Below are 19,595 nucleotides of genomic sequence, written 5' to 3' on the forward strand. Positions count from 1 at the left end.
GGTACGCCAAATGTTGCAACCAAAGCGTACGAAGTTCCGCAAGCAGATGACCGGCCACAACCGTGGTCTGGCACTGCGCGGTAGCAAAGTCAGCTTCGGCGAGTTCGCGCTGAAGTCTGTTGCTCGTGGTCGTCTCACCGCTCGTCAGATCGAGTCAGCGCGTCGTGCTCTGACCCGTCACGTTAAACGTGGCGGCAAGATCTGGATCCGTGTGTTCCCGGACAAGCCTGTTACCAAAAAGCCACTCGAAGTTCGGATGGGTAAAGGTAAGGGTAACGTGGAGTACTGGGTTGCCCAGATTCAGCCAGGCAAAGTCCTGTATGAAATCGAGGGTGTTACTGAAGAGCTGGCGCGTGAGGCTTTCGCCCTGGCTGCTGCAAAGCTGCCGCTCGCCACCTCCTTTGTTAAGCGGACGGTGATGTGATGAAAGCGAATGAACTTCGTGAAAAATCAGCACAGCAGCTGAACGAGCAACTGCTCGGCCTGCTGCGCGACCAGTTCAATCTGCGTATGCAGAAAGCAACTGGCCAGTTGGGGCAGTCTCATCTGCTCTCGCAAGTTAAGCGTGACATCGCTCGCGTGAAAACTGTGCTCAACCAGCAGGCAGGTAAGTAATCATGGCTGAAGCCGAAAAAACTGTCCGTACGCTGACTGGCCGTGTTGTCAGCGACAAGATGGACAAGACCATCACCGTTCTGATCGAGCGTCGCGTAAAGCACCCGATCTACGGTAAATACGTTAAGCGTTCGACTAAGCTGCACGCGCACGACGAAACCAACCAATGCCATATCGGCGACAAGGTCACGATTCGTGAAACTCGTCCGGTAGCCAAGACCAAGTCTTGGGCGTTGGTTGATATCCTCGAACGCGCTGTGGAAGTCTAAGGGCTAGGGGTCGGAGAAATTATATGATTCAGACTCAATCCATGCTCGATGTGGCCGATAACAGCGGCGCACGCCGCGTTATGTGCATCAAGGTGCTGGGTGGCTCCCATCGTCGTTACGCTGGTATCGGTGACATCATCAAAGTGACCGTCAAGGAAGCAATTCCGCGCGGTAAGGTGAAAAAAGGCCAGGTGATGACTGCAGTTGTAGTCCGCACTCGCCACGGTGTTCGTCGTGCAGACGGCTCCATCATCCGCTTTGACGGCAACGCTGCTGTTCTGTTGAACAACAAGCAAGAGCCGATCGGTACCCGTATCTTTGGGCCAGTGACCCGTGAACTTCGTACTGAGAAGTTCATGAAGATCGTCTCGCTCGCCCCTGAAGTGCTTTAAGGAGATCCGACATGCAAAAGATTCGTCGTGACGACGAGATCATCGTGATCGCCGGCAAAGACAAAGGTAAGCGCGGTAAGGTGCTCAAGGTTCTCGCTGACGACCGTCTGGTCGTTGGTGGGATCAACCTGGTGAAGCGTCATACCAAGCCAAACCCGATGTCGGGCGTACAGGGCGGTATCGTCGAGAAAGAAGCGCCACTGCACGCTTCCAACGTCGCCATTTTCAACGGCGCAACCAACAAGGCTGACCGCGTTGGTTTCAAAGTTGAAGACGGCAAGAAAATTCGTGTCTTCAAGTCGACCCAAAAAGCGGTTGATGCTTGAACACTGCTAGGTAGAAGACCATGGCACGACTAAAAGAGATTTACCGGAAGGAAATCGCTCCGAAACTTAAGGAAGAACTTAAGCTTTCGAACGTGATGGAAGTTCCGCGCGTTACCAAAATCACCCTGAACATGGGTCTGGGCGAAGCGATCGGCGACAAAAAAGTCATCGAGCACGCTGTTGCTGACCTGGAAAAGATCACCGGTCAAAAAGTCGTTGTGACTTACGCTCGGAAATCCATCGCTGGCTTTAAAGTCCGCGAAGGTTGGCCGATCGGCGTCAAAGTGACTCTGCGCCGCGATCGTATGTATGAATTCCTGGATCGTCTGCTGTCGATCTCCCTGCCTCGGGTTCGCGACTTCCGCGGCCTGAATGCCAAGTCCTTCGATGGTCGTGGTAACTACAGCATGGGCGTGAAAGAGCAGATCATTTTCCCGGAAATCGACTACGACAAGATCGATGCTCTCCGCGGTCTGGACATTACCCTGACCACCACTGCCAAGAACGATGACGAAGGCCGCGCATTGCTGCGTGCTTTCAAATTCCCGTTCCGCAACTGATTGGAGTAGGAAAATGGCCAAGAAGAGCATGAAAAACCGTGAGCTGAAGCGTCAGCTCACCGTTGCCAAGTACGCCAAGAAGCGTGCAGAGCTGAAAGCTATCATCGTTGATCTGAACGCAAGTCCAGAAGCACGTTGGGAAGCGACCGTAGCCCTGCAGAAGCAACCACGTGACGCAAGCGCTGCGCGCATGCGTAACCGTTGCCGCATCACTGGTCGTCCACACGGCGTCTACCGCAAGTTCGGCCTCGGCCGTAACAAGCTGCGTGAAGCAGCAATGCGTGGCGACGTTCCAGGTCTGGTTAAAGCCAGCTGGTAAGGCGACACCTCTCGCTTCGTTCCGCCGGCTACGCAAGTCGCCGGTCGGGATGAGGCCTGAATTTGAATCAAGCCCCTTTTGGGGCTTGATTCATTTCCGGGGTAGGACTAGAATTGCCGGCTCGCCTGAGCCCGTGTTTTTACTTGCCCGGAAGTTCTCGGCGATCAAGCTGTAGCCGCAAGGCTAATTATTTTGTTTTAGGAGCGTCTAGCCCATGAGTATGCAGGACCCGTTAGCGGACATGCTAACTCGTATCCGTAATGCCCAGATGGCTGAAAAGCCCGTCGTAAGCATGCCATCTTCCACGTTGAAGGTTGCTGTAGCAAAAGTCCTGAAGGACGAAGGCTACATTGCGGGTTATCAGATCAGCAGCGAAGTTAAATCCTCGCTGTCCATCGAGCTTAAGTACTTCGAAGGCCGTCCGGTCATCGAAGAGGTTAAGCGCGTCAGCCGCCCAGGCTTGCGTCAGTACAAGTCCTCCGATGATCTGCCGAAAGTTCGTGGCGGTCTTGGTGTGTCTATCGTCTCCACCAGTAAAGGTGTGATGACGGATCGTGCTGCGCGCGCTGCCGGTGTCGGTGGCGAAGTGCTTTGCACTGTGTTCTAAGGGGGGATAAGCATGTCACGCGTCGCTAAGAACCCCGTTAAGCTGCCATCCGGCGTCGAAGTCAAACTCGTCGGCCAGCTGCTTTCGGTGAAGGGTGCCAAGGGCACTCTAGAACTGAACATCCATTCGTCCGTTGAGATTGTTGAAGAAGCTGGTGAGCTGCGTTTCGCTGCTCGCAATGGCGATCAACAAACCCGCGCAATGGCAGGCACCACTCGTGCACTGGTAAACAACATGGTCCAAGGCGTGAGCCAAGGCTTCGAGCGCAAGCTCCAGCTGGTCGGTGTTGGTTACAAGGCGCAAGCAAAAGGCACGGTACTGAACCTTGCACTTGGCTTCTCGCACCCAGTGGACTACGAATTGCCGAATGGCATCACCGCTGAGACCCCCAGCCAGACCGATATCCTGATTCGCGGTATCGATAAGCAGTTGGTTGGTCAAGTGGCCGCTGAGATCCGCGACTTCCGCCGTCCTGAGCCTTACAAAGGCAAAGGTGTGCGTTACGCAGACGAAGTCGTCCGCCGTAAAGAAGCCAAGAAGAAGTAGGGCATAGCAAATGACCGTCAAAAAAGTTACCCGACTGCGTCGCGCTCGCAAAGCACGCCTGAAAATGCACGAGCTAGAAGTCGTGCGTCTCTGCGTGCACCGCTCTTCGCAGCACATTTATGCCCAGGTCATCTCGGCCGACGGCAGCAAAGTCCTGGCAAGCGCCTCGACTTTGGACAAAGAACTGCGTGATGGCGCCACTGGCAACATCGACGCGGCCACTAAGGTTGGCAAGCTGGTCGCCGAGCGCGCGAAAGCCGCGGGTGTATCGCAAGTCGCTTTCGACCGTTCTGGCTTCAAGTACCACGGCCGTGTCAAAGCGCTGGCTGATGCTGCTCGTGAAGGCGGGCTGGAGTTCTAAGTTATGTCAAATCACGACCAAAAACGCGACGAAGGCTACATCGAGAAGCTGGTTCAAGTTAACCGCGTGGCCAAAACCGTAAAAGGTGGCCGTATCTTCACTTTCACTGCGTTGACCGTAGTGGGTGATGGTAAAGGGCGCGTTGGCTTCGGCCGTGGCAAGTCACGTGAAGTGCCTGCTGCGATCCAGAAGGCGATGGAAGCTGCTCGTCGCAACATGATTCAGGTTGATCTGAACGGCACTACCCTGCAGTACGCAATGAAGTCTGCTCATGGCGCCTCGAAGGTGTACATGCAGCCTGCTTCTGAAGGTACCGGTATCATCGCTGGCGGCGCTATGCGCGCAGTGCTGGAAGTTGCTGGTGTCCAGAACGTATTGGCCAAGTGCTACGGTTCGACTAACCCGGTAAACGTGGTTCACGCCACTTTCAAGGGTTTGAAGGGCATGCAGTCTCCTGAGTCGATCGCTGCCAAACGTGGCAAGCGTGTTGAGGAGATCATCTGATCATGGCTACCGTTAAAGTAACGCTGATCAAAAGCATGACCGGCCGCATCCCTAATCACAGATTGTGCATTAAGGGTTTGGGTCTGCGTCGCATCGGTCACACTGTAGAAGTCCTGGATACTCCCGAAAATCGCGGGATGATCAACAAGGCTTACTACATGCTGCGAGTCGAGGGTTAATCGATGAAACTCAATGATCTGAGTCCAGCGCCGGGTTCCCGTCGCGAAAAGCATCGTCCGGGCCGTGGTATCGGTAGCGGTTTGGGCAAGACCGGTGGCCGTGGCCACAAAGGTCAAAGCTCCCGCTCCGGTGGCACTATTGCTCCGGGCTTTGAGGGCGGCCAACAGCCGCTGCATCGTCGCCTGCCAAAATTCGGTTTCGTTTCCCTGAAAGCCATGGACCGCGCAGAAGTGCGTCTGTCCGAGCTGGCTAAAGTGGAAGGCGACATCGTAACTGTGCAGTCCCTGAAAGATGCCAACGTGATTAACCAGAACGTTCAGCGTGTGAAAATCATGCTGTCGGGCGAAGTTACTCGCGCTGTCACTATCAAGGGTATCGCCGCCACCAAAGGTGCGCGTGCGGCTATCGAAGCAGCTGGCGGCAAGTTCGAGGAATAAATGGCTAAGCAAGGTGCTCTCTCTGCGCTCGGCAAAGGCGGTATGTCTGAACTCTGGGCTCGTCTGCGTTTTCTGTTCCTGGCGATTATCGTCTACCGAATAGGCGCACACATCCCGGTTCCAGGTATTAACCCTGACCGACTCGCAGAACTGTTTCGACAGAATGAGGGGACCATTCTTAGCTTGTTCAACATGTTTTCCGGTGGCGCGCTGGAACGGATGAGCATCTTTGCATTGGGGATCATGCCGTACATTTCGGCATCGATCATCATGCAGTTGATGACCGCCGTCAGCCCGCAACTGGAGCAGTTGAAGAAGGAAGGTGAGGCTGGCCGTCGCAAGATAAGCCAGTACACCCGCTATGGCACCGTTGTCCTGGCTCTTGTTCAAGCTATCGGCATGTCCGTTGGCCTGGCGAGTCAGGGCGTCGCGTTTTCTGGGGACCTGGGTTTCCACTTTGTGGCCGTAACTACCTTCGTGGCAGGTGCGATGTTCATGATGTGGCTGGGCGAGCAGATTACCGAGCGCGGTGTCGGCAACGGTATCTCGATGTTGATCTTCGCAGGTATCGTCGCTGGTCTTCCGAGAGCAATTGGGCAGTCTTTCGAGTCTGCGCGTCAGGGTGATATCAACATCTTCGCTCTGGTTGCTATCGGTTTGCTGGCGGTAGCGATCATCGGTTTCGTGGTGTTTATTGAGCGTGGTCAGCGTCGTATCGCTGTTCACTACGCCAAGCGTCAGCAGGGCCGCAAGGTCTTCGCTGCACAGACAAGCCACTTGCCGCTGAAAGTGAACATGGCTGGCGTTATTCCAGCCATTTTCGCGAGCAGCATTTTGCTGTTTCCGGCTTCGTTGGGGTCCTGGTTTGGTCAGTCTGAAGGTCTGGGCTGGTTGCAGGACATCTCGCAGTCGATCGCTCCTGGTCAGCCGTTGAATATTCTGCTGTTTAGTGCAGGGATTATTTTCTTCTGCTTCTTCTATACGGCGTTGATGTTCAATCCGAAAGACGTAGCGGAAAACCTGAAGAAGTCCGGTGCCTTTATTCCGGGTATTCGTCCAGGCGAGCAGTCGGCGCGCTATATTGATGGCGTTTTGACTCGCTTGACCATGTTCGGTGCTCTATATATGACGGCCGTGTGCCTGCTTCCCCAGTTTCTGGTGGTTGCGGCAAACGTACCGTTCTACCTTGGCGGGACCTCGTTGCTGATCGTGGTCGTGGTTGTGATGGACTTTATGTCGCAAGTGCAATCTCACCTCGTTTCGCACCAGTATGAATCCCTGATGAAGAAAGCCAACCTGAAGGGCTACGGTGGCAGCGGCGGTATGCTGCGCTGAAGCACCCCTAAGGTTCGAGGAGTTGGTGATGAAAGTTCGTGCATCGGTGAAAAAGCTGTGCCGTAACTGCAAGATTATTCGCCGCGAAGGTGTGGTTCGAGTAATTTGCAGCGCGGAACCACGTCATAAGCAGCGCCAAGGCTGATTGTGATTTGTGCTTAAGCCCAGCAGCTAGTGCGCTGCTGGGTTGATTATTTGTTACTACAGCGATATTATCTCGCGCCCTATTTCTTGGCTTCCGGGGCGTAGGTAGCTGTCAATTGGAGTCCCACTGAATGGCCCGTATTGCAGGCGTTAACATTCCAGATAACAAGCATACTGTTATCTCGCTGACCTACATCTATGGTGTTGGTCGCACCACTGCACAGAAAATTTGTGCAACCACCGGTGTAAACCCGGCGGTGAAAATCAAAGATCTGAGCGACGAGCAGATTGAACAGCTGCGTGGCGAAGTGGCGAAGTTCACCACTGAAGGTGACCTGCGTCGCGAAATCAACATGAAAATCAAGCGCTTGATGGACCTGGGCTGCTACCGCGGTCTGCGTCATCGTCGTGGTCTTCCAGTACGCGGTCAGCGTACCAAGACCAACGCGCGTACTCGCAAAGGTCCGCGTAAGCCGATCCGCAAGTAATCGCACCAGCGCAACGACAGGAATTTAGTCATGGCAAAACCTGCTGCTCGTCCTCGTAAAAAAGTTAAAAAGACAGTGGTTGATGGCATCGCCCACATCCACGCGTCGTTTAACAACACAATCGTCACCATTACCGATCGTCAAGGTAACGCTCTTTCGTGGGCTACCTCCGGCGGTTCGGGTTTCCGTGGTTCGCGCAAGTCCACTCCGTTCGCTGCTCAAGTAGCTGCTGAGCGTGCTGGTCAAGCTGCGCTGGAGTACGGTCTGAAGAACCTCGACGTCAATGTCAAGGGTCCAGGCCCAGGTCGTGAATCCGCTGTCCGTGCATTGAACGGCTGTGGCTATAAGATCGCCAGCATCACCGACGTGACGCCAATCCCGCACAACGGGTGCCGTCCGCCGAAGAAGCGCCGCGTGTAATCCAGGAGACTGTAAGAAATGGCTCGTTACATTGGTCCAAAATGCAAACTTGCTCGTCGTGAAGGCACCGATCTCTTTCTGAAGAGCGGCGTTCGCGCTATCGAATCCAAGTGCAACATCGAAGCAGCTCCAGGTATCCACGGCCAACGCCGCGGTCGCCAGTCCGATTACGGTACTCAGCTGCGTGAAAAGCAAAAAGTCCGTCGTATCTACGGCGTTCTCGAGCGTCAGTTCAGCGGCTACTACAAAGAAGCCGCCGGCAAGAAAGGTGCAACAGGCGAGAACCTGCTGCAACTGCTCGAATGCCGTCTGGACAACGTTGTATACCGCATGGGCTTCGGCTCGACGCGTGCAGAATCCCGTCAATTGGTTTCGCACAAGTCGGTCAGCGTAAACGGCAAAACCGTTAACGTTCCTTCTTATCAGGTTCGTGCTGGCGACGTTGTTGCTATCCGCGAAAAAGCTAAGAATCAGCTGCGTATTGTCCAGGCTCTCGATCTGTGTGCCCAACGTGGCCGCGTAGAATGGGTAGAAGTAGACACTGAGAAGAAATCGGGCGTTTTCAAGAACGTTCCAGCTCGCAGTGATCTATCCGCCGACATCAACGAAAGCCTGATTGTCGAGCTCTACTCCAAGTAAGGGCTAGAAAATAGGTGCATCCATGCAGATTTCGGTAAATGAGTTCCTGACACCCCGCCATATTGATGTGCAGGTTGTCAGTCCAACCCGCGCCAAGATCACTCTCGAGCCTCTCGAGCGTGGTTTCGGCCATACCCTGGGCAACGCGCTTCGCCGCATTTTGTTGTCCTCCATGCCCGGCTGTGCAGTAGTCGAGGCCGAGATTGACGGTGTACTCCATGAGTACAGCGCCATCGAAGGTGTACAGGAAGACGTCATTGAAATCCTGTTGAACCTTAAAGGTCTGGCTATCAAGCTGCACGGTCGAGACGAAGTTACGCTGACCTTGTCGAAGAAGGGTTCGGGGGTGGTTACCGCTGCCGATATTCAGCTGGATCATGATGTCGAGATCGTTAACCCCGATCACGTAATCGCTAACCTGGCGTCTAACGGCGTCTTGAACATGAAGCTCACCGTAGCTCGTGGTCGTGGTTATGAGCCGGCAGACTCGCGTCAAAGCGATGAAGACGAAAGCCGCAGCATTGGTCGCTTGCAGCTTGACTCTTCGTTCAGCCCGGTTCGCCGTATCGCATACGTGGTGGAAAACGCCCGTGTCGAGCAGCGTACTAACCTGGACAAGCTGGTTATTGATCTGGAAACCAACGGTACTCTGGACCCTGAAGAGGCTATCCGTCGCGCTGCAACCATCCTGCAACAGCAGCTGGCTGCGTTCGTGGACCTCAAAGGCGACAGCGAACCAGTGGTAATCGAACAGGAAGACGAGATCGATCCGATCCTGCTTCGTCCGGTTGACGATTTGGAACTGACCGTGCGTTCGGCCAACTGCCTTAAGGCGGAGAACATCTACTACATCGGCGATCTGATTCAGCGCACCGAAGTAGAGCTGTTGAAGACTCCGAACCTGGGCAAGAAATCCTTGACCGAGATCAAGGACGTTCTGGCTTCTCGTGGTCTCTCCCTCGGCATGCGCCTCGACAACTGGCCGCCGGCAAGTCTTAAGAAGGACGACAAGGCTACGGCCTGATCGTCGTAATCACCGAACGCGAGTTTGGTAAGGAATGAACCATGCGTCATCGTAAAAGTGGACGTCACCTGAGCCGTACCAGCTCTCACCGTAAAGCCATGTTTCAAAACATGGCGGTGTCGCTGTTCGAGCACGAGCTGATCAAAACTACCCTGCCGAAAGCCAAGGAACTGCGTCGCGTTGCCGAGCCGCTGATCACCCTGGCCAAGGAAGACAGCGTTGCTAACCGTCGTCTGGCTTTCGACCGTACTCGTTCGAAAGAAATCGTCGGCAAGCTGTTCAACGATCTGGGCAAGCGCTATGCAACCCGTCAGGGCGGCTACCTGCGTATCCTCAAGTGCGGTTTCCGCGCTGGCGACAACGCGCCAATGGCGTACGTCGAGTTGGTTGATCGTCCTGTCGGTGGCTCTGTAGAAGCCGCTGAATAAGACATCAGTTTGAACGAGAAACCGGGCCTTGCGCCCGGTTTTTTGTTGTCTGGGATTTAAAAAACCTATCGATAGTCATGGCTTAATGAATTCGACGCTGCAATAGTTTTCCACAATACTTCCTCTCAAGCCAATCAACCGGCTATACAACCAGAGGAAGACTTACATGAGTCAGAAGACCCTTACGACCGCCAGCGGTGCACCAGTCGCCGACAATCAGAATTCTCGCTCGGCAGGCCCGCGTGGTCCTTTACTGCTCGATGATTTCCACCTGATCGAAAAGCTCGCTCATTTCAACCGTGAAAATATTCCGGAGCGTCGTGTCCACGCCAAAGGATCGGGTGCTCATGGCACGTTCACCGTTACCTGTGATATCAGCCAATACAGTAGCGCCAAGCTGTTCGACACGGTCGGCAAGCAGACCCCGATTTTTCTGCGTTTCTCCACTGTAGGTGGTGAGCGTGGCTCGGCGGATACTGAACGTGATCCGCGCGGCTTTGCAATCAAGTTTTACACCGAGGAAGGTAACTGGGACATCGTGGGTAACAACACGCCAGTGTTCTTTATCCGTGACCCTCTGAAATTTCCTGACTTCATTCACACGCAGAAACGTCTTCCGCAAACCAACCTGAAAAGCCCGCAAATGATGTGGGATTTCTGGTCGCATTCGCCTGAAGCGCTGCACCAGGTCACTATTCTGTTCTCGGACCGAGGCATTCCGGACGGCTATCGTCACATGCACGGTTTTGGTAGCCATACGTACAGCCTGATCAGCGCAGCAGGTGAGCGTCATTGGGTGAAGTGGCACTACAAGACCCGGCAGGGCATCAAGAACCTCACGCCAGCCGAGGCTGCGCGCATTGCGGGTACTGATCCCGATTACGCCCAGCGCGATCTGTTCACTGCTATCGAGAGGGGTGACTTCCCCAAGTGGCAGGTCTGCATTCAGCTGATGAGCGAAGCCCAGGCTGCGAACCACCACGAGAACCCGTTCGACGTGACCAAGACCTGGTCGCAGAAGGAATATCCGCTGATTGAAGTAGGTGAACTGGAGCTGAACCGTAACCCGCTCAACTACTTTGCCGAGGTTGAGCAAGCAGCGTTTGGTCCCAGCAATATGGTGCCCGGGGTTGGCTTGTCACCGGACCGCATGCTGCAAGGGCGGGTGTTTGCTTACGCCGATGCACATCGCTATCGCGTAGGCACCAATCATCAGCAATTGCCGATCAATGCACCGAGAAACCCAGTGCATAGCTACCAGCGTGACGGGTCGATGGCCTTCGGTACCAATGGCGGGGCGGCTCCGAACTATGAGCCAAACAGCTATTCGGATGCGCCGAAGGAAGATCCGCGCTACGCAGAACCTGCGCTGGCTTTGAGTGGTGCCGCAGGTCGTCATGATCATCGCGTGGACGGCGATTACTACAGTCAGGCGGGCAAGTTGTTCAACCTGATGAGCGCTGATCAAAAAGCGCTGCTGATCAGTAACATTGCCGGCGCGATGGGGGGTGTTTCCAGTGACATCGTGCAGCGTCAGTTGCAGCATTTCTACAAGGCTGACCCGGCCTACGGGGAAGGCATTGCCAGCGCTCTGGGTATAAAACTGGGCTGAGTCGAAGTGAGAAACAGAACCGCCCTCATTTGGGCGGTTTTTCGCTTCTTAACGGCGTAATTTCGCCACTTTTCGTCGGTTTATTGCGTTTTTCTCAGTGACCTTGCGCGGCGCTTGGTTCAAACTATCGGCTTTGAAGCAGGAGTCTGGTGCGATGCAAGGCCACCCCGAAGTAATCGATTATCTCAACACGTTGCTCACGGGCGAACTGGCGGCTCGTGACCAATATTTCGTTCACTCACGCATGTACGAAGACTGGGGCTTTTCGAAGCTCTATGAGCGTATCAACCACGAGATGGAAGAAGAGGCACAACACGCTGATGCGCTGATGCGTCGTATCCTGATGCTTGAAGGCACGCCACGCATGCGTCCGGATGATCTGGATGTCGGCACCACAGTGCCTGAGATGCTCGCCAGCGATCTGCGTCTGGAATACAAGGTTCGTGCTGCGCTGTGCAAGGGCATTGAGCTCTGTGAGCTGCACGGTGACTACGTGACCCGTGAAATCCTGCGTGTGCAACTGGCCGATACGGAAGAAGACCACACTTATTGGCTTGAACAGCAGATGGGCTTGATCAAGTCCATCGGCCTGCAAAACTACCTGCAATCGCAGTTCTGATTCGGCAGCCATAAAAAAAGCTCCTGCACTTGCGTGACAGGAGCTTTTTTGTACCTGGGTCTGACCGAAACCAGACCCGTTTTCACAACGCCGGTTAAGCCCTGTCTCTGATCAACAGAGGCTTCAGGTAATGCCCGGTGTAAGACTGCTCCATCTCGGCGACCTGTTCAGGTGTGCCGGTCGCAATGATCTGCCCGCCTCTTGAACCGCCTTCCGGCCCCAGGTCCACCAGCCAGTCGGCCGTCTTGATGACATCCAGGTTGTGCTCGATCACCACCACCGTGTTGCCGTGGTCGCGTAAGCGATGTAATACATCCAGCAACTGCTGAATATCCGCAAAGTGCAGGCCCGTGGTCGGCTCGTCGAGGATGTACAGCGTTTTGCCAGTGTCGCGCTTGGACAGCTCGCGTGACAGCTTGACCCGTTGCGCCTCACCGCCTGACAGTGTTGTCGCCGATTGCCCCAGCTTGATATAGGAAAGTCCTACATCCATCAGGGTTTGCAGCTTGCGCGCCAGTGCGGGAACGGCGTCGAAGAACTCACGCGCTTCCTCGATGGTCATCTCCAGCACTTCGTGGACGTTCTTGCCCTTGTACTTGATCTCAAGCGTTTCACGGTTGTAACGCTTGCTCTTGCACACATCGCAGGGCACGTAGATGTCCGGCAGAAAGTGCATCTCGACCTTGATCAGCCCGTCGCCCTGGCATGCCTCGCAGCGTCCGCCCTTGACGTTGAACGAGAACCGGCCCGGACCGTAGCCCCGTGAACGCGATTCCGGTACACCGGCAAACAGTTCACGAATCGGCGTGAACAGCCCGGTATAGGTCGCCGGGTTGGAGCGCGGCGTACGACCAATAGGGCTCTGGTCAATGTCGACGACCTTGTCCAGATGCTGCAGGCCATTGATGCTGTCGTGGGCGGCCGCCTCAAGCGTCGTGGCACCGTTCAACGCCGTAGCGCTCAGCGGAAACAGTGTGTTGTTGATCAGCGTCGACTTGCCCGACCCGGAAACACCCGTCACGCAGGTCAGCAGACCAATCGGAATATCGAGATTGACGTTCTGCAGGTTGTTGCCACGCGCACCTTTGAGCGTCAGCGAGAGCTTTTTGTTACGCGGCGTTCGCTTGGCGGGTACAGCAATCTTCACACGGCCCGACAGGTACTTGCCGGTCAGTGAGTCGGGATGCGACATCACTTCGTCCGGCGTACCTTCGGCAACGATATGACCACCATGCACACCCGCGCCCGGGCCGATGTCGACCACATAGTCGGCCAGGCGAATCGCATCTTCATCGTGCTCGACCACAATCACGGTGTTGCCTATGTCGCGCAGGTGCTTGAGCGTGCCCAGCAAACGATCGTTATCGCGCTGGTGCAGGCCAATGGACGGCTCATCGAGGATGTACATCACCCCGACCAGGCCTGCGCCGATCTGGCTGGCCAAGCGTATACGCTGAGCCTCACCGCCGGACAGAGTGTCCGCGCTGCGATCCAATGTCAGGTAATCCAGCCCGACATTGACCAGAAACTGCAGACGCTCACGGATTTCCTTGAGAATCTTGTCGGCAATTTCGCCGCGCCGTCCGGTCAGCTTGAGCGTCTCGAAGTAATGCGTGGCGTCGCCAATCGGCAGATTGGTCACCGCAGGCAAGGTCTTTTCACCTACCCACACATGGCGCGCCTCACGACGCAAGCGGGTACCTCGGCAATCAGGGCAGGGCTGCGTGCCCAGAAACTTGGCCAGCTCTTCACGCACAGTCGCTGATTCGGTTTCCCGGTAGCGACGTTCCAGATTCGGCACGATGCCTTCGAACGGGTGCGCGCGCTTGACGATATCGCCGCGGTCGTTCAGATAGCGGAAGTCGACACTCTGCGAGCCGCTGCCGTTGAGCAGAACTTTCTGCATGTCGGCCGGGATTTCTTTGAACGGCACTTCCAGACTGAAACCGTAGTGCTTGGATAGCGACCCCAGCATCTGGAAGTAATAGACGTTACGCCTGTCCCAGCCTCGTATCGCGCCTTCGGCAAGCGTCAACTCGGCATTTACCAGCCGCTTGATATCAAAGAACTGCTTTACGCCCAGACCGTCGCAGGTCGGGCATGCGCCGGCCGGGTTGTTGAAGGAGAACAGCTTCGGCTCCAGCTCACTGATCGCATGGCCACAGATCGGGCAGGCGAAGCGGGCAGAGAAAATCACTTCTTCGCCCGGTTCATCGTCCATGGGCGCGACCAGCGCAATGCCGTCGGCCAGCTTCAAGGCGGTTTCAAAGGATTCCGCCAGGCGCTGCTGCAGATCGGCGCGGACCTTGAAACGGTCCACGACCACATCAATCGAGTGCTTCTTCTGCTTGTCCAGCTTCGGCAGCTCATCCAGCTCACACAGCTTGCCGTTGACCCGCGCGCGGACAAAACCTTGCGCGCGCAGCTCTTCAAAGACCGACAGATGTTCACCCTTGCGCTCACGGATAACCGGCGCAAGCAGCATCAACTTGCTGCCCTCGGGCTGGGTCAACACCAGATCGACCATCTGGCTGACGGTCTGCGCTTCCAGCGGGATATCGTGGTCCGGGCAGCGAGGCTGTCCGACTCGTGCATATAAAAGACGCAGGTAGTCGTAAATCTCGGTGATTGTCCCCACGGTCGAGCGCGGATTATGAGAAGTAGACTTCTGCTCGATAGAAATCGCCGGCGACAGACCTTCGATCGTGTCGACGTCCGGTTTTTCCATCATCGACAGGAACTGCCGGGCGTAGGCAGACAGCGACTCGACATAGCGGCGTTGCCCTTCGGCGTACAGCGTATCGAAAGCCAGTGAAGACTTGCCTGAGCCGGAGAGCCCGGTGATAACGATCAGTTTGTCGCGGGGAAGTGTCAGGTCAATATTTTTCAGGTTGTGGGTTCGTGCCCCACGTATCAGGATCTTGTCCACTGCGGCCTCGCTTGGCGGGCATAAACGACGGAGTATAAGGCTCCGAGCCATTACGCGGCAAAGCGTCGCGTATGTGCTGTACAACGATGGGACTGGTAGAATCGCCGCCGGTTCACACGAGGTTATTCCATGCACGATACCCACAGCGAGCGTATGAGTAGCGGCGAGACCCGCGCAGCAGGCGGTCTGGCCCTGGTGTTCGCGTTCCGCATGCTTGGCATGTTCATGGTTTTGCCGGTTCTGGCAACCTACGGCATGGACCTGGCGGGCGCGAGCCCTGCACTGATCGGTCTGGCGATTGGCGCTTATGGCCTGACCCAGGCAGTGCTGCAGATTCCGTTCGGGATCATTTCCGACCGTATCGGACGGCGACCGGTTATTTATCTCGGCCTGATCATTTTTGCGATTGGCAGCGTGGTGGCGGCAAATGCCGATTCTATCTGGGGAATCATCGCCGGGCGCATCCTGCAGGGTGCCGGCGCGATTTCCGCCGCGGTCATGGCCTTGCTCTCTGACCTGACCCGCGAACAGCATCGCACCAAGGCCATGGCCATGATCGGCATGACCATCGGTCTGTCGTTCGCCATCGCCATGGTGGTGGGCCCGGTGATCACCGGTATGTTTGGCCTTTCGGGATTGTTCCTGGCCACAGGCGGTATGGCCTTGCTGGGTCTTCTGATCGTCGCATTTGTGGTGCCCAAGGCCAATGGCCCGTTGATGCACCGCGAATCCGGAGTTGCCAGACAGGCCCTTGGGGCAACCTTGCGTCATCCCGACCTGCTGCGCCTGGATTTGGGTATCTTTGTGTTGCACGCCATGCTCATGTCCAGCTTCGTGGCCTTGCCGCTGGCGCTGGTCGAAAAAGCCGGTTTGCCCAAGGAAGAGCACTGGTGGGTCTACCTGACCGCCTTGCTGGTTTCCTTCTTCGCGATGATCCCGTTCATCATCTATGGCGAGAAGAAACGTCAAATGAAGCGCGTTCTGCTGGGCGCCGTCACAGTTTTAATGCTGGCTGAGCTATTCTTCTGGGCATACGGCGACACGTTGCGGGCACTGGTCATCGGGACAGTGGTATTCTTCACCGCGTTCAACCTGCTGGAAGCGTCCCTGCCATCACTGATCAGCAAGGTTTCACCGGCCGGCGGAAAAGGCACGGCAATGGGAGTTTATTCCACCAGCCAGTTTCTTGGTTCGGCCGCAGGTGGGATACTGGGCGGCTGGTTGTTCCAGCACGGTGGGCTCGATGTGGTGTTCCTGGGTGGTGCAGCCATGGCCGCCGTCTGGCTCGCCTTTGCAGTGACCATGCGAGAACCGCCTTACGTGACCAGCCTACGTCTGCCGTTGTCGCCGCAGGCGCAGCGTGAAGCAGGCCTGGCAGAGCGTTTGATGTCCGTAGCAGGCGTGACAGATGCAGTGGTGGTTGCTGAAGAGGCGGCCATCTACATAAAACTCGACACAAAATTATTGGATCGCGCCTCTCTTGAAAAGCTGGTCAATCCAGCGTCAGAAGCGTGCGAAGCCTAGGAGAACGTTATGGCCCGTGGGGTTAACAAAGTCATATTGGTCGGTACATGCGGCCAGGATCCCGAAGTTCGCTACTTGCCTAACGGTAACGCCGTGACCAACCTGAGTCTGGCAACCAGCGAACAATGGACTGACAAACAGAGCGGTCAGAAAGTCGAAAAGACCGAATGGCACCGTGTATCGATGTTCGGCAAAGTCGCCGAAATCGCTGGCGAATACCTGCGCAAGGGTTCGCAGGTGTACATCGAAGGCAAGCTGCAGACCCGCGAGTGGGAAAAAGACGGCATCAAGCGCTACACCACTGAAATCGTCGTCGACATGCAGGGCACCATGCAGCTGCTGGGTGGCCGCCCACAAGGCGACTCCCAACAAGGTCAGGGCGGTGGCAACTACAACCAGTCCGCACCTCGTCCACAGCAGTCGCGCCCTCAGCAATCGGCGCCGCAGCAGTCCGCACCTCAGCAGAATTACAACCAGCAGCCGCCACAACGCGACTCGCGCCCGGCGCCGCAACAGCAAGCGCCGCAGCCAGCTGCTGACTTTGATAGCTTTGATGATGATATTCCGTTCTAGGATATCGCTGGACCCTGCTGTACAGGTCCAGACCCGGAGCCCCCGTTTATCGGGGGCTTCGTCGTTTTCAGGCGTCAAAAAGCGCTGAACCATTTTGGCTGCACTGCTGCCGTGGGAGCCGCTGAGCACCTAAAACAGCTCATCCTTCTGTGTTTGCGCGTTTTCGAAACAATGCGCGATCACCCAGCTCGCCGGCTTCACCTCACCTTGCGGGCCAAACGCCAATGCCCGCTGTGCCAACGGCCCGTTGCTGGCCGTGGCGCCTGCAACATGCGGGCTGTCCCAAACCCCCCACGTAATAACGGTAGATACCGAGCGCGTGGCAAGCACCACGTCGAGATACCGCTTATAAGTCGCTGCAACTGATCCATCACGATCTGCGATGGACCCCGTGAAGTGGCTGTCGTCGACGTCCAGTTCCGTGATGTGGATCGACAACCCCATATCACGCACTGCAAGAATAAAGTGGGAAAGGCCCGGACCAAATGTGTCGCCTGCACGCAGATGGGACTGAATGCCCAAGCCGTGTATCGGAATGCCGCGCTGCTTGAGCCCGCGCAGCAGGGCGAGCACGGCAGTGCGTTTGCTTTCGCCGTAATGGGTATCCTTTTCCAGGCCGTAATCGTTGTAGCAGAGCAGGGCGTCCGGGTCGGCCTTGTGCGCAGCCTTGAAGGCTATGTCCAGATAGCGAGGCCCGAGCATCTGATACCAGAATGAATTGCGCAGCCCGTCAGGCTGGCCATCCTCCAACTGGATGGCTTCGTTGACGACGTCCCATGCGCTGATGAGACCGCGATAATGGCTGGCGACGGTACTGATGTGCGCCGTCAGCACCGCTTCGGCGTTCGTCGGGGTGACGGTTTGGTGAACCCAGTCGGGTAAAGAGCGATGCCAGCAGAAAGTGTGGCCGCGCATACGCTGTTCATGCGCTTTCGCAAACCCCGCGATTGCGTCGGCGGGTGCGAAGTTGTAACGCTCTGGTTCGGGGTGGACGGTCTGCCACTTCAAGGCGTTTTCTGGCACTACGATGCTGGCCTGACGGGCGACCAGTTGCCGATAGGCCGCATCGTCATTCAGCTTTGCCGGATCAACCGCAAAGCCGAACCGGATACCTTTCTCGGCTGCAGGCTGGCGCAATGCGGGAAAGGTTTCTGCCGCCAGCAGTCTGCTGTTGACGAAGGGCAGGCACGCCAGCAGGCGGACAAACGCAGTCAGAAAACTGCGTCGATTAGCCCGGCGCATTACGCACCAAAAATCTCCATCAACTCCTCACGCCCGACCATCACAGTCATTGACCCTTGCTTCTGCTCGCCTTCAATCGTGCACAGCAATCCAGCTTCTCGACAAATCACTGCGCCTGCCGCGATGTCCCACAGGCTGGTGAATTTCTCCATGTACCCATCCGTTTGCCCCAACGCGGCGAACGCCAGGCCGATGGTTGCGCAGCGATAGCCTGCCAAGCCCCAGCCCTGTCGGCGCAGGCTCAGGTGCAGTTTGCCCATCTCTTCGGCGTCCCAGCGGGTGTTTTCGCCGACGCCGGCGATGCGCAGGTGCTCGGGTGGTTGAGGGCGGACAAAAGGGACGCCGTTGCGCAGCAAGCCATCGCCCGTGCGGGCTGCGAGGGTGTAGCCCAATGCCGGGTAGGCGACGACGCCGATTTCGGGTTCACCTGCCGACATGTACGCCACCGCGATTCCCCACAATGGGGTGCCGCGCAGGTAGTTGCCGGTGCCGTCAATGGGGTCGATGACCCAGCCGTCGGTGATGAATTCGCCGCCCATTTCTTCTCCGAGGATTGTATCGTCGGGGAAGTGTTTGCTCAGTTCTGCACGTAGCAGTTGCTCCACTTCAAAGTCGGCGCGGGAGACGAGGTCTTGCGCGCTTTTGGTGGTGATGTCGAGGGTGTGGCGGTCGTTGAAATACGCCATGGCCAGGCCAGTGGCCTTTTCTACAGCTTGCATGGCGACGCTGAGTCGGTTGTTCATTGCAGACAGCCTCCGTTCGGCAGGTTCAACAGGTCCGGGTAATCACTGAGAATCGACTGCGCGCCGTGTTCCAGCAGGTAACGCGCGCGTTTCGGGCTGTTGATGGTAGCCACGGCGAATTCGACGCCGCTGCTTTTCAGGCGAACAAGGTGATGGTCATCGAGCATGTCGTCAAGTACGTGAAGTATTCGGCAGTCATATTCGGCCAGTAAAGCGACCGGGTCAGCAGGCGCGACCACCGAGGCGATGGCCAGAGGTACGTCGTTCCACAAGCGGCGGGCGGCAGTTAGCGAGCGCACCGAAAAGCTGGAGACGAACAACCGATCATTGTCGGCGGGCCACAGGCTTTTGAGGATTGGCATCACCACTTCCGCCGTCTCGATATCGTCGCCAATGGTCGGTTTGAGTTCGACTTGCAAACCCAGATTGAGGCGCAGCGCGCAGGCCACGATCTCTTCGAAGGTCGGGATCTGCAGGCCCGCGAATTCAGGCGCGAACCAGCTGCCTGCGTCCAGTTTGCGGATGGCCTCAAGTTCGTGAAGCACGACAGCGCCGCGCCCGTTGGTGGTGCGGTCCAGCAAATCGTCGTGAATCACGACAGGCTGGCCATCGCGGGTCAGCTTCACGTCGATCTCGACCCACTCGGCGCCGCACTCGGCGGCTTTCTCCAGGGCCAGCAGGGTATTTTCCGGCACGTAAGCCTTGGCACCACGATGGGCAATCAGGGACGAGCGGACGAGGGGCGCAGGTTTGAGCATG

28 protein-coding genes are annotated in these 19,595 nt (G+C 56.5%); 24 read left to right on the top strand and 4 right to left on the bottom strand.

Translation table 11 applies throughout. The annotated features are described in order from the left end of the window. The first annotated feature begins 10 nt into the window (after nt 1-10). The 22 genes from rplP to bfr all read left to right on the top strand — a co-directional run bounded on the left by rplP (nt 11) and on the right by bfr (nt 11,825). A complete protein-coding gene (gene rplP / locus RYC18_RS00140) occupies nt 11-424 on the top strand; it encodes a 50S ribosomal protein L16 (protein WP_002555482.1) in 414 nt (137 codons plus the stop codon). After that, nucleotides 424-615, top strand: coding sequence for a 50S ribosomal protein L29 (rpmC, locus tag RYC18_RS00145; RefSeq protein WP_002555481.1), 192 nt, complete (start codon nt 424-426; stop codon nt 613-615). The genes rplP and rpmC overlap by 1 nt, the downstream gene beginning before the upstream one ends. 2 nt (nt 616-617) lie before the next feature. Continuing rightward, nucleotides 618-884, top strand: coding sequence for a 30S ribosomal protein S17 (gene rpsQ, locus RYC18_RS00150; protein WP_002555480.1), 267 nt, complete (start codon nt 618-620; stop codon nt 882-884). 23 nt (nt 885-907) lie between these two features. Further along, nucleotides 908-1,276, top strand: coding sequence for a 50S ribosomal protein L14 (gene rplN, locus RYC18_RS00155; protein WP_002555479.1), 369 nt, complete (start codon nt 908-910; stop codon nt 1,274-1,276). Between the two features lie 11 nt (nt 1,277-1,287). Next, complete coding sequence (gene rplX, locus RYC18_RS00160) at nt 1,288-1,602, top strand: 50S ribosomal protein L24 (protein WP_002555478.1); 315 nt, start codon at nt 1,288-1,290, stop codon at nt 1,600-1,602. 20 nt (nt 1,603-1,622) lie between these two features. Then, nucleotides 1,623-2,162 (top strand): 50S ribosomal protein L5, encoded by a 540-nt coding sequence (gene rplE, locus RYC18_RS00165; protein ID WP_002555477.1) that lies wholly within the window; start codon nt 1,623-1,625, stop codon nt 2,160-2,162. A 13-nt stretch (nt 2,163-2,175) separates the two neighbouring features. Further along, entirely contained in the window at nt 2,176-2,481 is a 306-nt protein-coding gene (gene rpsN / locus RYC18_RS00170) for a 30S ribosomal protein S14 (RefSeq protein ID WP_002555476.1), read from the top strand. Nucleotides 2,482-2,695: 214 nt separating this feature from the next. Beyond that, nucleotides 2,696-3,088 carry a 30S ribosomal protein S8 gene (gene rpsH / locus RYC18_RS00175; protein WP_002555475.1) on the top strand — a complete coding sequence of 131 codons (393 nt, stop codon included), beginning with the start codon at nt 2,696-2,698 and terminating at the stop codon, nt 3,086-3,088. Nucleotides 3,089-3,100: 12 nt separating this feature from the next. Continuing rightward, nucleotides 3,101-3,634 (top strand): 50S ribosomal protein L6, encoded by a 534-nt coding sequence (gene rplF / locus RYC18_RS00180; protein WP_002555474.1) that lies wholly within the window; start codon nt 3,101-3,103, stop codon nt 3,632-3,634. A 10-nt stretch (nt 3,635-3,644) separates the two neighbouring features. Beyond that, the gene (gene rplR / locus RYC18_RS00185; RefSeq protein WP_002555473.1) at nt 3,645-3,995 is read left to right on the top strand and encodes a 50S ribosomal protein L18; all 351 of its coding nucleotides are present in this window, start codon (nt 3,645-3,647) and stop codon (nt 3,993-3,995) included. A 3-nt stretch (nt 3,996-3,998) separates the two neighbouring features. Further along, on the top strand, nt 3,999-4,499 hold the full coding sequence (rpsE, locus tag RYC18_RS00190) for a 30S ribosomal protein S5 (RefSeq protein WP_003317099.1): 501 nt from the start codon (nt 3,999-4,001) through the stop codon (nt 4,497-4,499). A 2-nt stretch (nt 4,500-4,501) separates the two neighbouring features. Beyond that, nucleotides 4,502-4,678 (top strand): 50S ribosomal protein L30, encoded by a 177-nt coding sequence (rpmD, locus tag RYC18_RS00195; RefSeq protein ID WP_002555471.1) that lies wholly within the window; start codon nt 4,502-4,504, stop codon nt 4,676-4,678. A gap of 3 nt (nt 4,679-4,681) precedes the next feature. Next, nucleotides 4,682-5,116, top strand: coding sequence for a 50S ribosomal protein L15 (rplO, locus tag RYC18_RS00200; RefSeq protein ID WP_002555470.1), 435 nt, complete (start codon nt 4,682-4,684; stop codon nt 5,114-5,116). After that, complete coding sequence (gene secY / locus RYC18_RS00205; protein ID WP_002555469.1) at nt 5,117-6,451, top strand: preprotein translocase subunit SecY; 1,335 nt, start codon at nt 5,117-5,119, stop codon at nt 6,449-6,451. Nucleotides 6,452-6,479: 28 nt separating this feature from the next. After that, a complete protein-coding gene (gene rpmJ, locus RYC18_RS00210; RefSeq protein WP_002555468.1) occupies nt 6,480-6,596 on the top strand; it encodes a 50S ribosomal protein L36 in 117 nt (38 codons plus the stop codon). A 130-nt stretch (nt 6,597-6,726) separates the two neighbouring features. Continuing rightward, on the top strand, nt 6,727-7,083 hold the full coding sequence (gene rpsM / locus RYC18_RS00215) for a 30S ribosomal protein S13 (RefSeq protein WP_002555467.1): 357 nt from the start codon (nt 6,727-6,729) through the stop codon (nt 7,081-7,083). Between the two features lie 30 nt (nt 7,084-7,113). Next, the gene (gene rpsK / locus RYC18_RS00220; RefSeq protein ID WP_002555466.1) at nt 7,114-7,503 is read left to right on the top strand and encodes a 30S ribosomal protein S11; all 390 of its coding nucleotides are present in this window, start codon (nt 7,114-7,116) and stop codon (nt 7,501-7,503) included. A gap of 18 nt (nt 7,504-7,521) precedes the next feature. Continuing rightward, on the top strand, nt 7,522-8,142 hold the full coding sequence (gene rpsD, locus RYC18_RS00225; protein WP_002555465.1) for a 30S ribosomal protein S4: 621 nt from the start codon (nt 7,522-7,524) through the stop codon (nt 8,140-8,142). A 22-nt stretch (nt 8,143-8,164) separates the two neighbouring features. Then, complete coding sequence (locus RYC18_RS00230; RefSeq protein ID WP_002555464.1) at nt 8,165-9,166, top strand: DNA-directed RNA polymerase subunit alpha; 1,002 nt, start codon at nt 8,165-8,167, stop codon at nt 9,164-9,166. 41 nt (nt 9,167-9,207) lie between these two features. Next, on the top strand, nt 9,208-9,594 hold the full coding sequence (gene rplQ, locus RYC18_RS00235; RefSeq protein WP_002555463.1) for a 50S ribosomal protein L17: 387 nt from the start codon (nt 9,208-9,210) through the stop codon (nt 9,592-9,594). Nucleotides 9,595-9,760: 166 nt separating this feature from the next. Then, nucleotides 9,761-11,206 (top strand): catalase, encoded by a 1,446-nt coding sequence (locus RYC18_RS00240; RefSeq protein WP_316882020.1) that lies wholly within the window; start codon nt 9,761-9,763, stop codon nt 11,204-11,206. Between the two features lie 154 nt (nt 11,207-11,360). Beyond that, nucleotides 11,361-11,825 carry a bacterioferritin gene (gene bfr / locus RYC18_RS00245; protein ID WP_002555461.1) on the top strand — a complete coding sequence of 155 codons (465 nt, stop codon included), beginning with the start codon at nt 11,361-11,363 and terminating at the stop codon, nt 11,823-11,825. A 94-nt stretch (nt 11,826-11,919) separates the two neighbouring features. Here the strand turns inward: bfr and uvrA are convergent, their stop codons facing one another. Then, nucleotides 11,920-14,754 carry an excinuclease ABC subunit UvrA gene (gene uvrA / locus RYC18_RS00250; RefSeq protein WP_002555460.1) on the bottom strand — a complete coding sequence of 945 codons (2,835 nt, stop codon included), beginning with the start codon at nt 14,752-14,754 and terminating at the stop codon, nt 11,920-11,922. Nucleotides 14,755-14,883: 129 nt separating this feature from the next. Between uvrA and RYC18_RS00255 the strand changes: the two genes are divergently transcribed. Continuing rightward, nucleotides 14,884-16,278, top strand: coding sequence for an MFS transporter (locus RYC18_RS00255; protein WP_002555459.1), 1,395 nt, complete (start codon nt 14,884-14,886; stop codon nt 16,276-16,278). Between the two features lie 9 nt (nt 16,279-16,287). After that, nucleotides 16,288-16,851: a single-stranded DNA-binding protein gene (locus RYC18_RS00260; RefSeq protein ID WP_002555458.1), complete on the top strand. Its 564-nt coding sequence runs from the start codon at nt 16,288-16,290 to the stop codon at nt 16,849-16,851. A 129-nt stretch (nt 16,852-16,980) separates the two neighbouring features. On the opposite strand, the gene RYC18_RS00265 is transcribed toward RYC18_RS00260, so the two are convergent. The 3 genes from RYC18_RS00265 to RYC18_RS00275 are packed head-to-tail and all read right to left on the bottom strand — an operon-like array spanning nt 16,981 to nt 19,594. Further along, nucleotides 16,981-18,093, bottom strand: a complete 1,113-nt coding sequence (locus RYC18_RS00265) for an endo-1,4-beta-xylanase (RefSeq protein WP_316882021.1) — start codon at nt 18,091-18,093, stop codon at nt 16,981-16,983. After that, nucleotides 18,093-18,836 carry an inositol monophosphatase family protein gene (locus RYC18_RS00270; RefSeq protein WP_003431801.1) on the bottom strand — a complete coding sequence of 248 codons (744 nt, stop codon included), beginning with the start codon at nt 18,834-18,836 and terminating at the stop codon, nt 18,093-18,095. The genes RYC18_RS00265 and RYC18_RS00270 overlap by 1 nt, the downstream gene beginning before the upstream one ends. Beyond that, the gene (locus tag RYC18_RS00275; RefSeq protein WP_002555451.1) at nt 18,833-19,594 is read right to left on the bottom strand and encodes a glycerophosphoryl diester phosphodiesterase; all 762 of its coding nucleotides are present in this window, start codon (nt 19,592-19,594) and stop codon (nt 18,833-18,835) included. Before RYC18_RS00275 ends, RYC18_RS00270 begins: the two co-directional genes overlap by 4 nt. Between the last annotated feature and the right edge of the window lies 1 nt (nt 19,595).

Source organism: Pseudomonas syringae group sp. 247E2, assembly GCF_032587795.1.
GTDB classification, from domain to species: Bacteria; Pseudomonadota; Gammaproteobacteria; order Pseudomonadales; family Pseudomonadaceae; genus Aquipseudomonas; species Aquipseudomonas amygdali.

Coding starts and splice junctions, on each gene's coding strand:
- rplP (WP_002555482.1), top strand. CDS start 11: ATGTTGCAACCAAAGCGTACGAAGTTCCGCAAGCAGATGACCGGCCAC.
- rpmC (WP_002555481.1), top strand. CDS start 424: ATGAAAGCGAATGAACTTCGTGAAAAATCAGCACAGCAGCTGAACGAG.
- rpsQ (WP_002555480.1), top strand. CDS start 618: ATGGCTGAAGCCGAAAAAACTGTCCGTACGCTGACTGGCCGTGTTGTC.
- rplN (WP_002555479.1), top strand. CDS start 908: ATGATTCAGACTCAATCCATGCTCGATGTGGCCGATAACAGCGGCGCA.
- rplX (WP_002555478.1), top strand. CDS start 1,288: ATGCAAAAGATTCGTCGTGACGACGAGATCATCGTGATCGCCGGCAAA.
- rplE (WP_002555477.1), top strand. CDS start 1,623: ATGGCACGACTAAAAGAGATTTACCGGAAGGAAATCGCTCCGAAACTT.
- rpsN (WP_002555476.1), top strand. CDS start 2,176: ATGGCCAAGAAGAGCATGAAAAACCGTGAGCTGAAGCGTCAGCTCACC.
- rpsH (WP_002555475.1), top strand. CDS start 2,696: ATGAGTATGCAGGACCCGTTAGCGGACATGCTAACTCGTATCCGTAAT.
- rplF (WP_002555474.1), top strand. CDS start 3,101: ATGTCACGCGTCGCTAAGAACCCCGTTAAGCTGCCATCCGGCGTCGAA.
- rplR (WP_002555473.1), top strand. CDS start 3,645: ATGACCGTCAAAAAAGTTACCCGACTGCGTCGCGCTCGCAAAGCACGC.
- rpsE (WP_003317099.1), top strand. CDS start 3,999: ATGTCAAATCACGACCAAAAACGCGACGAAGGCTACATCGAGAAGCTG.
- rpmD (WP_002555471.1), top strand. CDS start 4,502: ATGGCTACCGTTAAAGTAACGCTGATCAAAAGCATGACCGGCCGCATC.
- rplO (WP_002555470.1), top strand. CDS start 4,682: ATGAAACTCAATGATCTGAGTCCAGCGCCGGGTTCCCGTCGCGAAAAG.
- secY (WP_002555469.1), top strand. CDS start 5,117: ATGGCTAAGCAAGGTGCTCTCTCTGCGCTCGGCAAAGGCGGTATGTCT.
- rpmJ (WP_002555468.1), top strand. CDS start 6,480: ATGAAAGTTCGTGCATCGGTGAAAAAGCTGTGCCGTAACTGCAAGATT.
- rpsM (WP_002555467.1), top strand. CDS start 6,727: ATGGCCCGTATTGCAGGCGTTAACATTCCAGATAACAAGCATACTGTT.
- rpsK (WP_002555466.1), top strand. CDS start 7,114: ATGGCAAAACCTGCTGCTCGTCCTCGTAAAAAAGTTAAAAAGACAGTG.
- rpsD (WP_002555465.1), top strand. CDS start 7,522: ATGGCTCGTTACATTGGTCCAAAATGCAAACTTGCTCGTCGTGAAGGC.
- RYC18_RS00230 (WP_002555464.1), top strand. CDS start 8,165: ATGCAGATTTCGGTAAATGAGTTCCTGACACCCCGCCATATTGATGTG.
- rplQ (WP_002555463.1), top strand. CDS start 9,208: ATGCGTCATCGTAAAAGTGGACGTCACCTGAGCCGTACCAGCTCTCAC.
- RYC18_RS00240 (WP_316882020.1), top strand. CDS start 9,761: ATGAGTCAGAAGACCCTTACGACCGCCAGCGGTGCACCAGTCGCCGAC.
- bfr (WP_002555461.1), top strand. CDS start 11,361: ATGCAAGGCCACCCCGAAGTAATCGATTATCTCAACACGTTGCTCACG.
- RYC18_RS00255 (WP_002555459.1), top strand. CDS start 14,884: ATGCACGATACCCACAGCGAGCGTATGAGTAGCGGCGAGACCCGCGCA.
- RYC18_RS00260 (WP_002555458.1), top strand. CDS start 16,288: ATGGCCCGTGGGGTTAACAAAGTCATATTGGTCGGTACATGCGGCCAG.
- RYC18_RS00265 (WP_316882021.1), bottom strand. CDS start 18,093: ATGCGCCGGGCTAATCGACGCAGTTTTCTGACTGCGTTTGTCCGCCTG.
- RYC18_RS00270 (WP_003431801.1), bottom strand. CDS start 18,836: ATGAACAACCGACTCAGCGTCGCCATGCAAGCTGTAGAAAAGGCCACT.
- RYC18_RS00275 (WP_002555451.1), bottom strand. CDS start 19,594: ATGCTCAAACCTGCGCCCCTCGTCCGCTCGTCCCTGATTGCCCATCGT.